General features: G+C 42.2%; 10 protein-coding genes and 2 pseudogenes. 5 read left to right on the top strand and 7 right to left on the bottom strand.

Annotated elements, in window-relative coordinates; translation table 11 throughout:
• Positions 1-2,619, bottom strand: coding sequence for a replicative DNA helicase (locus MiAbW_RS15405; RefSeq protein WP_151696820.1), 2,619 nt, complete (start codon positions 2,617-2,619; stop codon positions 1-3).
• 234 nt (positions 2,620-2,853) lie between these two features.
• Here MiAbW_RS15405 and cobM point away from each other — a divergent pair, with 234 nt between their 5' ends.
• Positions 2,854-3,642 carry a precorrin-4 C(11)-methyltransferase gene (gene cobM / locus MiAbW_RS15400; RefSeq protein WP_151696819.1) on the top strand — a complete coding sequence of 263 codons (789 nt, stop codon included), beginning with the start codon at positions 2,854-2,856 and terminating at the stop codon, positions 3,640-3,642.
• Positions 3,643-3,935: 293 nt separating this feature from the next.
• Here the strand turns inward: cobM and MiAbW_RS15390 are convergent, their stop codons facing one another.
• Positions 3,936-4,793, bottom strand: a complete 858-nt coding sequence (locus MiAbW_RS15390; RefSeq protein WP_151696818.1) for an MBL fold metallo-hydrolase — start codon at positions 4,791-4,793, stop codon at positions 3,936-3,938.
• 229 nt (positions 4,794-5,022) lie between these two features.
• Here MiAbW_RS15390 and MiAbW_RS15385 point away from each other — a divergent pair, with 229 nt between their 5' ends.
• Positions 5,023-6,252, top strand: coding sequence for a class I SAM-dependent methyltransferase (locus MiAbW_RS15385; protein ID WP_151696817.1), 1,230 nt, complete (start codon positions 5,023-5,025; stop codon positions 6,250-6,252).
• On the opposite strand, the gene MiAbW_RS15380 is transcribed toward MiAbW_RS15385, so the two are convergent.
• From MiAbW_RS15380 to MiAbW_RS15360, 5 genes are all read right to left on the bottom strand, one after another.
• Positions 6,229-7,215, bottom strand: coding sequence for a DMT family transporter (locus tag MiAbW_RS15380; RefSeq protein WP_151696816.1), 987 nt, complete (start codon positions 7,213-7,215; stop codon positions 6,229-6,231). The two genes, MiAbW_RS15385 and MiAbW_RS15380, sit on opposite strands and share 24 nt — an antisense overlap.
• 67 nt (positions 7,216-7,282) lie before the next feature.
• Positions 7,283-8,326, bottom strand: a complete 1,044-nt coding sequence (locus MiAbW_RS15375) for an AI-2E family transporter (protein ID WP_151696815.1) — start codon at positions 8,324-8,326, stop codon at positions 7,283-7,285.
• Between the two features lie 29 nt (positions 8,327-8,355).
• Positions 8,356-9,216, bottom strand: coding sequence for a shikimate dehydrogenase (locus MiAbW_RS15370; protein WP_151696814.1), 861 nt, complete (start codon positions 9,214-9,216; stop codon positions 8,356-8,358).
• Between the two features lie 65 nt (positions 9,217-9,281).
• Positions 9,282-9,659, bottom strand: a complete 378-nt coding sequence (locus MiAbW_RS15365; RefSeq protein WP_002754350.1) for a hypothetical protein — start codon at positions 9,657-9,659, stop codon at positions 9,282-9,284.
• A gap of 223 nt (positions 9,660-9,882) precedes the next feature.
• Positions 9,883-10,878: an amino acid ABC transporter permease gene (locus tag MiAbW_RS15360; RefSeq protein WP_151696813.1), complete on the bottom strand. Its 996-nt coding sequence runs from the start codon at positions 10,876-10,878 to the stop codon at positions 9,883-9,885.
• Positions 10,879-10,963: 85 nt separating this feature from the next.
• Here MiAbW_RS15360 and MiAbW_RS15355 point away from each other — a divergent pair, with 85 nt between their 5' ends.
• The 3 genes and pseudogenes from MiAbW_RS15355 to MiAbW_RS20205 form a co-directional block, all read left to right on the top strand.
• Positions 10,964-11,479: a single-stranded DNA-binding protein gene (locus MiAbW_RS15355; RefSeq protein WP_151696812.1), complete on the top strand. Its 516-nt coding sequence runs from the start codon at positions 10,964-10,966 to the stop codon at positions 11,477-11,479.
• Between the two features lie 169 nt (positions 11,480-11,648).
• A pseudogene (locus MiAbW_RS20590) lies at positions 11,649-11,771 on the top strand (DUF4926 domain-containing protein); the annotation flags it as partial.
• Between the two features lie 192 nt (positions 11,772-11,963).
• A pseudogene (locus MiAbW_RS20205) lies at positions 11,964-12,205 on the top strand (IS1/IS1595 family N-terminal zinc-binding domain-containing protein); the annotation flags it as partial.

Genomic DNA, 12,205 nt, shown 5'->3' with positions numbered 1-12,205 from the left:
TTAATAATTAGAGCGACTTTGTTTAAGATTGAGAAACTTGGTAAATTCTGGTTGAAAAAGTAGCTTAATTGTGCCAGTAGGACCGTTACGGTGTTTAGTAATAATTACTTCAGCCACACCTCGATCGGGACTGTCGGGGTTATAATATTCATCTCTGTATAACATCATAATTAAATCCGCATCCTGTTCGATACTATTATGGACGATGATATTATTGGCAATAAAGTTATGCAATTTATCTACTGTTAAATCATACACTTCTGTCTCTCCATCCGCTTGAATTGCCATAACTTCATCCCAGTAAATATGACTATCAGCTAAGTGCTGTATTTGGGAACATTCAAGAATGTCTCCTAATTTATTGGCTCTTTCTCGACTTAAGTTTGATTTGTATAAACTTGTCCCACAATATTGATTACCAAGTGCAGCTTGCATTTGTCGTGTAGTTAAACCACTTTGTTCCATAGCGGGTACAGCATATAGTCGCCAGATATCGTTAGGAATGATATCCTTATTAGGATTAGCTTGGTGATTTTGAAGATAAGTAGTTATTTCTTGTAAAGACTGGGTTTTATAGCTGCCAACAGCACCGATAATCTCAGTAAATTTCTTCAAGTCTGATTTACCTGTTATTGTAACATGGTATTGATCTCGTCCTTTTCCTGTTTGTGAGTGTTTCGATAGCTTTCCATTAATTTCTACTCTTAGTAAAAGCGATTGTACATCCTGAGCTAATCTTAAGCTACTGCTAGAATAATAAGCGATAGGACGAGGTGATTTTCCTTGAACCAATTTAAGGGAACCATCGGTACTCCAAAGATGACGTAAAAATAAGGCTATTGCTGATTGAGTTTGCTCAAAAACTTGAGGAGGAATGAATTTTTCATACGAACGTAACCCCCAAACTCCTAGACGTTCTAACCATTGAGAAATAGGATTTTTAATATTATGAGTTAAGGGATAATTCGCTGCTAAATAAACCTGATACCATTGATGTTCAGGACTAATTCGAGGATTAATTCGATTATCAAATACTTGTATCGCTAAAGAAGCAACTAAATTGGCTAAATCTAACTCTTTAGTCGTATATTGAACACTATGACGTGGTAAGGTACATCCATCACCAATTAGATGACCTAATAAGGCTAATTCAGTATTACTCATAGTTTGTAATTGCGAACTAGGTAAAAAGCGAGGTAAAGCGATATAATTACCGATATTTAATTCATCTAATCTTTGCCAACCGTGAACAGTCAAAAATTGATGATTGGCTGTAGCTCTAATCGTGCGGCCTAAACGAGTTGTTAATCGAAAAACTGGCTTAAATCCTGTGGAAAAGACCTTAGTTACCAGTGCTTTTTCTAATTTCATTGTTTCCTCATTAAGAGCAAAAACCGTAAAATTAGAGCAATTCACTAACTCACAAATTGGCACTTTAGCACGAGGATCGGCTAACTCAACTAAACTATCACCTGCTAAACATCCCGACTCGCGTAAATCGGACATCATCGGCCTTTTATTATTGCGAGATTCCACAGCGCGACTTAACTGAGAAAGAGCAATTACTGGAGCATGAATTTCTCTCGCTAAACCCTTAAGACTGCGGGTAATTTTAGAAAGTTCCTGAACGCGATTATCACCTCCTCCTTCCATTAATTGCAGATAATCGATTAAAACTAATCCGATTTGTCCCTTTTTTTCTGTCTGTAAACGCCGCACTTGGGAACGCATTTGAATTACACTTAAATTAGCACTGTCATCGATATATATAGGCAAATTTAATAACTTTTCTAGTCCCCCAAGAACCTTCTCTAAATCATTTTGTCCCAAACGGCCTGATCGAATCCGATTACTTTCGATTTTAGCCTCATTCGATAACAAACGTTGGGCTAATTGTTCCTTGGACATCTCCAAACTAAAGACAGCCACAGGTAAATTCTGTTGAGCGATATTATAGGCAATATTAAGAGCAAAAGAAGTTTTTCCCATGGAAGGCCTACCTGCGATAATAACTAAATCCGAGGGTTGTAAACCACTGGTCATCGCATCGAGATCATAAAATTGAGTTTCGATACCGGGTAGAGTGGTCGTCTCTTGCATTTTCTCAATTTCGTTAAAAGTTTCAATTAAAGTATCCCCCAGAAAAATTAAACCCTCTTGGGGTCGTTTTTGGGTGAGACGAAAAATCTTTTGTTCCGATTCATCGAAAACATTTTCTAATTCTAGCGTCGTATCCCTGGCTAACTCGATAATTTCTCCCCCAGTGGAAATTAACTGACGACGCATATATTTATCCATCACTAATTCAGCATAGCGATCGATGTTAGCGGCCGAGACAGTGCGCTCAATTAATTGTAACAATCGCGGCATTCCCCCGATTTCTTCCAACAGATGATTATCCTGTAACCAACTGCTAACCGTCATTAAATCCGTCGGTTTTCCCTTCCCTTGCAAAGCGAGTGCCGCACGATAAATATCTTGATGGGTTTTCACATAGAAAGCTTCTGGAATTAAAAAATCACTGATTCTACCTAACGCTTTTGGGTCTAGTAAAATACCACCTAAGATAGATTCTTCCGCTTCAATATTTTGGGGGGGGAGGGATTGATCGCTAATCATTGTCAATGCTGACCGTGCTTTATCATTAATTATAGTCAGTTTCACCCTAATTAAATACAAATGTTCAGGTTAATGATAGGATTCAGTATTCAGGAGACAGGATTCAGTATTCAGGAGATTGTTTTTATTTATTCTCCCTTCTCCCCTCTCCCCTCTCCCTTCTCCCTTCTCCCCACTTCATAATTCCCACACCCCACACCCCACACCCCACACCCCTTTTAAACAGGATTTAGTATGACTTTAATTGACTCCTCTCCTCTCCCCCCGGCCGTTTACTTTATTGGTGCTGGCCCTGGAGATCCGGAATTATTGACGGTAAAAGCCTATAAAATTCTCCAAAAAGCCGATGTTATCCTCTTTGCTGATTCCCTCGTCCCCAAACAGATTCTTGAGGATACCCGTAAAGATGCCGAGTTAATTCCCACCAGTAGCATCACCCTGGAGGAAATTATCCCTTTAATGATTGATCGCGTGCGTCAGGGTTTAGCGGTGGTGCGACTGCAATCGGGGGATTTAAGTCTCTATAGTGCCATCCAAGAACAAATTCATCTTTTGACAGCAGCAGATATCCCCTTTCAGCTAATCCCCGGCATTAGTGCCTTTCAAGGATTAGCGGCCAAATTAGCCCTAGAATTAACGATTCCGGAATTAGTCCAGACAATTATTCTAACCCGGGTGGAAGGGAAAGCATCTCATATACCAGAAAGTGAAGAATTAGCCTCTTTAGCCGCCCATAAAGCTAGTTTATGCCTATATTTAGCCGCCCGTCACATTGACAAAGCCCAGGAAAAACTTCTACAACACTACCCACCAAAGCAACAGGTGGCCGTTTGTTTCCGTCTCGGTTGGCCCGACGAAAAAATCTGGGTTGTCCCCCTGTCAGAGATGGCCCAACTAACCCATCGAGAAAATTTAACTAGAACTACCCTTTATTTAATTAGTCCCGCTTTAAACCAGATTAGAGGAACTCGATCGCAACTTTATCACCCGCAACATTCCCATCTTTTCCGTCCTCATCCTTAGGTATTTTCTGGTAAATCTATCTTAAGGTCGCAAGAGGACTCCCGTTAGAGAGATGAATGGTGACAAATAAATAAAACCGACCATCTGGAGTCAACTAATACAACTTGATATTCTGTGTGGATAACCTGGGAATAAAGATAAGCAGTAAGGTTTTGAAATTAAATAAGCCCAGATTGTCAGGCGAGCATCCGGATACTTTATGATGCTTTCAATGCCATAAAAGGTCAATGTCCCTAATGTTCTCTTTCAAGGACATCCCTTAGGGATTGATTTAGGTTTGGATAAATTTCTAGCTACTTCTGATGGTGAATTTGTAGTTCGATCGAGAGTCCTTCCTGAGCGAGAATAGTTTCAGGGAAAATCTTTCTTGCCTCTTCCCCAATGAGATCGAGAAAATCATCATTATGGGCGGGATCGTGATGAAAGAGAACTAACTGCTTAACTTGCGCTGTCTTAGCGATTTTGACTGCCTGCTGCCAAGTGGAATGACCCCAACCCACCTTAGAATACTTAGGATCGTTGTATTCCTCATCGGTGTAGGTAGCATCAATAATCATGACATCCGCTTGCCAGGCCAAAGCCAGAACGTTATCATCAAGGCGATCGGAAAAATGTTCGGTATCGGTAATATAAGCTGCCGATAAATCCTGCCAATTTACCCGATAACCCACCGCTTCTCCCAGATGATTTAAAGGACGGGTTTCGACGCTGACATCCCCACAGTAGAGGGTTTCGCCCATTTCTAGATTATAAAATTCTAAATCGGATCCCATAGTCTGCAAAGGCACGGGAAAATTAGGATGTGACATCTGATCGTCTAATCTTTGCTTTATGGTTGTCCCGTTGGCAGAGGAAACCCCATATATTTTAAAAGTATTGCCCCTGATAAAAGCGGGGATAAAAAAAGGAAAACCCTGAATATGATCCCAATGGGAGTGAGTGAAAAATAAATAGGCTTTCGCTGGACTTTCTGCCATCAAAGACTGTCCTAGGGCGCGTAACCCCGTACCACCGTCAAAGATTAATCTTTCTCCAGCGACTTGCATCTCCACGCAGGAAGTATTACCACCATAACGAACGGTTTCCGAACCAGGACAGGGAACACTTCCCCGTACTCCCCAAAATTTGATCTGGAAGCATTTGCAGGGCATATCAGAGGTTCCTCTACTGGTGCTAATGGGATAATATAGCGGTTTTCAGTCTAGTAAGGTATGGTAAATCCCTTGATAGATAGGCGTTTCAGGGTTTCAATCGGGACTCACTTCTGTGAAAACCGCTATAGACCAGATTAGCACTCTTCCACAATTAAGTCTGTGCCTGATGACAAGCACGATGATTTACGATATTGGAAAAGGATTATAGTTTTCGGAAAAGCAAGGTATGGATTTACAGAAATTCTTAGAAAAACTGCCCCAACAGTATCAGGATTGGGGATCGCCTCTAATGTCGCCTATTTCCGAGCAATTAACCCTTTTAAGCCAAAAAACCGCATCTTATCCCGATCGCAATCTTTTTCCCCTGCTCAATCTAGCCGTTGACTGTCTGCAACCGGACGAGGTTTACTGTCAGGTGGGTTGTTTTCGTCGCGGTAGTTTAGTCGCCGCTTTCTGGCATAATAGTGATCGCTACGGTTATGGTGTAGAAGCTTTTTTTAAATACGATCCATCGGGAGAAAAACTAACTATATTATCTGAGGATTTGGAGGATTTTCAACTATCAGAACAGATATTTTTAAGCGATCAAGAAACGGAAAACTTTTTCGATGATCTGGAAGAATTAAACAGTGAAGAAAAGCTGGGAGTTTATTACTACGATGCCGCCGAAGACTATCGCTCTCTCTTGATCTCCTTACTTTTAGCCAAAAATTTCTGGTCTGATTCCGCTTTAATTATCATCAATAAATGTCAGCATCCTACTCTCCAACAGGCAATAAAAGATTTTACTAAAACCCATCCCCAAGCCCAGATAATTTTAGATGATCAAGTCGCTAATCACGGTTTGCTTGGTTTCAAAAATATTTGTTTATTAGCTTGGAATGCTCCCCTGGGGATAACAGCGCTAAAATCCCCGAAAAAACTGGTTTTAAATGTGGGTTGTGGTCCCTATAATCCCGAAGCCTTACCCCAACTATTCCGCGATGGCAATTGGCAAGAAATTCGCCTCGATATCAATACTGCTGTTAACCCCGATATTTTAGGAACGATTACCGATTTAAGTGCCGTTCCCGATAACTCCGTCGATGGGGTTTTTTCTAGTCATAATCTAGAACATATTTATCATTACGAAGTTCCCATCGCCCTAGGGGAATTTAAACGCATTCTTAAACCTGAAGGCTTTTTAATGATTGTGGTTCCCGATATGCAAACCGCCGCCGAATTTGTCGCTAGAGGCGATATGGAAAATGAACCTTTATATATTTCTCCCGGTGGTCCGGTGCGCGCTTTATGGATGTTTTACGGCATGGGAACAGAAGTCCCCGGAATGCCCTATATGGCTCACAAAACTGGTTTTACTTCTCAAAATCTCAACCAGAAATTACAAGAAGCAAATTTTGCCAGAGTTGAGGTAATTCGGACGGAATTTGAGTTAGTTGCTTTTGGGTATAAGTGAGGAAAGATTAGCAAAAATTGCCCGCACTTGTGGGGAGATTTTTTCCCTTTGATTGATTAAATAAATACTAACAAGGGTTAAAGATACCCCCACCCATTGCAATATACTTAACATCTCACCGAGGAACAAATTCCCGAAAGTGAGGGCAAAAACCGGAGTTAAAAAAGTTAAAGAACTTAAACTGGTTAAATTGCCCTTGGCGGCTAAATAAAAGAATATTCCATAGGCGATCGCACTACCAAAAATCGTGGCATAACTTAAAGCTAACCAACCATTTAAATCGATATTCTGCCATTGATGGGATTCGGTGAAACCTGAAGCTAAAAATAGCGGCAATCCCCCTAAAATCATGTGCCATCCCGTGGCGCTGACGGGATCCGCATGACGACAGACAAACCGGATTAACACTGTTCCCACCGCCATGGATATAGAAGCCAAAAGCATGAGCATTTCGCCGCTATTTAGTAATTCCTGCCAGCTAAAGTCAATGTTTACCGCTTTTTGTCCAAAAAAGTCATAAAACCATTGATCGGGCAAGCCAATCAAACTAATTCCCCCAATCCCTAAACCCAATCCTAACCATCCCCAGACACCGATAACTTCTTTAAACAGCCAACTGGACATTAAAGCCACCGCTAGGGGTTGGGAGTCAATAATTACCGATCCTAACCCCGCCCCAGTGCGATTTAATCCCAATGCCAGAAAACCTTGAAAAAGAGTGCCATCCATGAGAGCAAAAAGGGCAATCCATAGCCACGCTTGCAGGGTTTTGGGCTGAGGACGACCTAAAAACCAAGCTACCATTAAAACTAGCATTCCGGCGGGAACAAGGCGAATTGCCGCCATAAATAGGGGGGTGGTGTGGGGGATAACACCCTTCATCGCTACCATCGCTGTTCCCCAGAGAAAAAACGGTGAGATAAGTAAGAGGGGCGAGGATTTCTTTAAATCTAGGTTTTCCATAGGTAGCGATCGATTGTTGTCGATAACAAATTTCTCTAATTGTATAGTAGAGACCGGGGATCGGCTCTTAATTCTCTTGACTTTCTCCTAACTGATTTTCCTCTAAAGCTGTTATTGGTTTTTCTTCACTCGATCCGATCCAGATCGCAATCATTCCGGCGATAGGAATGGAGAGAAAAACCCCTAATAATCCCGCAATTCTTTCGCCGATAAAGAGGGATAAAAATAAAATTACCGGGTTTAATTCTAGGGCATTGCCCATAACTTTAGGGCGAATAATATTATCTTGAATTTGTACCAAGACAACACAGACAATAAAAGCTTTAACGGCAATTGCGGGTCCCTGGGAGGTAAAAGTCAAGATAGTTACCAACAAAATGCCTAGGGTTGCCCCGATACCCGGGATAGCATCGATAACACCGAGAATACCGGCTAAAATTAGCCCATATTTGATTCCTAACAGGGAAAAACTCAAGAAACTCGTCACCGATAAAAAGAGCATTAACAACAGTTGTCCGCGAATAAATCCCAGAAAACTTTGTCGAAAAGACTTGGCAAAACGCTCCCGATATGCTAGGGGGAGAAGTTGCAAAAAACCTCGCCAAAGTTTATCACCATCGATGAGCATATAAACACTGATCACCGCCCCGAAAACGCCGGTAAAGACGCTGGAAAAAACTCCCTGTACGATCGATAAACCCGTGGCTAAACCAGTTTGTAAGCTTCCCACCATTTTATTTAAATCTAATCGATCGAGAAAGTCTTGAAAGGGTAAAAAATCCTTTTCACTCAGGGCATCGGTAAGATTGAACAGTAGTCCTCTCCCCTGATTAACTGCTTCTAATCCTATGCCTGTGACTAATCCAAATAGGAGGATAAAAGCTGCTAGGGTGGTAATAGCAATGGCTAGTCCTCTCGGTAGATAACGGGATAACCAAACCACAGGATAATTTAATAGGGCGGCCAGAATCGCTGAACCGGTAAAAATAGCGATCATCCCGTAGAAATAGTTAATTAAGATAATCAGACTCCAGCCACAGCCAAATAATAAGAGATAGCGCACTAGAATCGAGTTATTCAGAGTTTTCCAAAAGGAGCTAGAAGGGGGCATAAATAAAGCCAGAAATAGGATTTTAGCATTTAGAATTGTTTTAACAAAGCTTCCCGCATGACCGAGACGGGGACGGGTTGACCTAGCCAGATTTCTAGTGCGATCGCTCCCTGATTAACTAACATTTCTAACCCATCAATAATTCTTATCCCTCTAGTCTGGGCCAACCGCAGAAATTTGGTCGGCCGGGGATTATAAATCAGATCGTAGGCGATCGCCGATGGCGGTAAAAGGTCTAATAATTCTAACTCTACTGGGGATTGTTCGCCCTGGGGAGACATTCCGATCGGGGTAGAATTAATCAGGAGTTCTGTGGTGGATAGCAGCCCTTCTAATTCGTCCCAGCTATGCACTTCTACGAGGTCATAGAGGCTTGTATTCGCCCAACTTTCTTTAAAAGGGTCTAATTTCCTTTGATTGCGTCCTACCACATGAATTTTGCCACAGCCCAACTGGGCGCAAGCCACCACTACCGCCCGGGCCGCGCCGCCATTACCTAAAATAACTGGATTCACCTGACTCCAATCTTTGTCAAGGGATTTCAAGGGGGCGAGAAAGCCATCCACATCGGTATTCGTTCCCTGCCAACCAGTTTCCGTGCGCCAGACGGTATTAACTGCGCCTACTAGCCTTGCTTTATCGGTAATTTGCGATAATAAGGGGATAATTGCTAATTTATGGGGAATCGTGACGCTAAAACCCTGTAGATCGATGGCGGCCAAACCAGCGATCGCAGTTGCCAAATTTTCTGGGGCGATCGGGAGGGGAAGATAGACATAATTTAGCCCCAAGGCATCGATAGCGGCATTGTGCATCGGGGGAGAAAGAGTATGGCCGATAGGATCGCCGATTACGCCTAATAACTTGGTTTTTCCGTTAATAATGGTCATAAAAAAAGGTGGGCTTTCCCCACCAAAGTTTGATATCAAGGGTGGCCAATGCTCACCTTACTATACTATTTCTTGATTTCGCGGGCCATTTTCAGGAAAGGATTGATATTGTCATCGTTAGCGCGACGAACGTTATCATTAGCAGCGTTAGCCTTACTATTAGCCTCGGAAGTGGCCGATTTTGCCACAATACCGTTATCGGTGACTTTGCTGACTTCCATGGAAGAAATCTGTTTAATCGATTCGCCACCCTTTTTATTCGAGGCAGTTTTCGGGAAAGTACGTCGGATCGTGATCGGTGTCCGCATAAAGTCGATATTACCGAGAGTTTTAGCGTCATCGGGTTCCAAGTAAAAAGCCTCTTTCGGTTCCGGTGCGCTCATATCCATCGGTTCATCGACGTATTTCGTCTTATTGCCAAACAGGCCAAAGAATCCAGCCATTTTCTCGCTCTCCTAAATAAATATATTTACCATAAATTGCTGCTGATTGTTAAATCATATCAATATTTATGACAAAAAGCCAGGTAGCCATCTATCAGTTATCAGTTATCAGTTATCAGTTATCAGTTATCAGATGTGAGTTTTCAGTTCACTGATTACTGTTTACTGTTTACTGATCACTGAAAAGCTTCCCACACCCCACACCCCACACCCCACACCCCAATCAACGCTGTTCTAACCTACGACTGGCTAGGGACATAGAATAACAGAAAATCCAGTAAATAAACGCCAAAAATAGATAAACCTCTGGATAATCGCCGATAAATTTCGGATTAGCTAAAACCGATCCTGCCATACCCAAGAGGTCCACCAGTCCCACGATCGCCAGTAGGGAAGTATCTTTAAATAAACTGATAAATTGACCAACAATAGCGGGAATGACCGCTTTTAAAGCTTGGGGTAGAACGATCAATAATAAAACGAAAATCGGTTTTAAACCCAAAGCTTTGGCCGCTTCAATTTGACCTTTGGGAATCCCTTGTAAACCACCCCGGACATTTTCGGCCAGATAGGCTGCCGCAAAAAGGGTAAATCCGGCGATCGCTCTGATCACCCGTTCCGGTCTGGTTCCGGCGGGTAAAATTAAGGGTAACATCACCTGAGCCATGAATAAAATTCCCAACAAAGGTAAACCGCGCAATAATTCGATATAGCCAATAGATAGCCAACGAATTGCCGGTAATTCACTCTGTCTCCCCAGGGCTAATAATACCCCCAAGGGGAAAGATAAAATCATACTGGCGATCGCTACTAATAAAGTTAAGATTAAACCACTGAGATCATCGAGGGGAATTGTCTTTAAAAATAAGCCTCCCAATAGTAACCAAGCAATTAAAGGTAAAGTCAATAACCACATCAATCCCCACCAGCGTTGCAGAAAAGCGGGGCAATTGGGGAAGCGACCCCGGGTTAATTGCCAAGAAAACAGCGATAAAGCCGCAAGTATCGTTAAAATAAGCCAAATTCGCCATATTGACTGCTCCGGATAACGACCGACCACAAATAAACCGAGATTTTCCGTCACCACAGCCCATTTTGCCCGATTTATCGCCCAATCGAGAAAGCTTAAGCCCCCCCAGAGGCTGAGAAATAGACCCGCAAGGGTTAAGATGACGTTGTACCAAGTGTTAAAGAGATTTTTTCTTAACCAGAGTCCCATAAAATTCCCTAACCTCCACAGTGGTGATCATTGTACTTTTTCAGTACAATGGTGCTATTAGAAAAATTCAGACTAATTTTCGACCATGAACAGTTGCATTTTAATGGCTAAAATTGTCCGTCGTCCCGAATTACGTTATACCCAAGATAATCAAACTCCCTACGCTCAAATGTTAGTCGAGTTTTCTCCCAATCGTGCCGAGGCAACCCCAGCTAATTTAAAGGTCGTAGCTTGGGGAAATTTAGCCTCAGAAGTCGCTCAGAATTATAATGAAGGCGATCGGGTAATTTTGGAAGGTCGTCTCTCCATGCAGATGATCGATCGTCCCGAAGGTTTTAAGGAAAAACGGGCCGAATTAGTCATTAGTCATCTCTATCATCTTGACGGCAGCATGAGTAGCGGTGAAATGACGGCCCCGACTCCAGAAAAAGTCGTACCAATCAATACCCACAAATCGAATAAAACCGAGGTGGAAAAACCCGTTGCACCCGTCTCCACCGGGGACTTTGAATACGACGCATCCTATGAACTTTCTAATCCTTCCGCTTGGCAACCTAGCGACACATCGGTGGAGGAAAATTTAGACGATATTCCTTTCTAATCACCCCAACAGAATTAATGGCTCTTCTCGATTTTGTCTGATAATTTTTGCTTATGGAATCGTGAAATACTTAACCAGAACGGGGGGGAAACAACTGCGAACTATCTGGGAAATCAGTTTAATTAATCCCAACCCTCCCCTAATTTCTGCCTTTATCAAGTGAAGTCAAATGAAAGACATCAAACTCTTAGATACGGTTGCCATCCTTAACTCCGTCCCTCGGTACCGATTGACTTTAGTTGAACCAGATTATAAAGCTGTCCCCAGCTTGCCAAGCGGACAGGTGGGAACGGGAGAATCTCACCTTTGTAACCCCTAAATCGGGTTTTTATGTCAAGCTATTTTGAAAGCCTTGCTAGAAAACAGCTTTAGGGATAAGTATAATTACTCACTTGTATAAATGAGATGCTCCCGGTGGGAACGGTGGTTGAGGTGTATGAAAAAGGGGCGTTGCATAATAGAGATATGAATGGAGGAAATCAAAATGCAATGCCCTGAATGTAAATCTACCCATATCCGTAAAAATGGCATCAATAAACAAGGTAAACAAAATCCTATTTGTGTAACCTGTGGCCGTCAATTTATTGATAACTAGGAAAAACAGAAAGGCTATGACGAAAAAACGAAGCGAGAATGCCTAACTGCCTAGGTTAATGGGATGGGATTTAGAGGGATAGAAAGGCTAAAGGGAGTTCATCATACGACCGTAATTAATTGGGTAAAATC

This window comes from Microcystis aeruginosa NIES-4325 (assembly GCF_008974145.1).
GTDB lineage: Bacteria > Cyanobacteriota > Cyanobacteriia > Cyanobacteriales > Microcystaceae > Microcystis > Microcystis aeruginosa_G.
The sequence above is the reverse complement of the archived record's forward strand: the minus strand, read 5'-3'. Positions and strand labels throughout refer to the sequence as shown.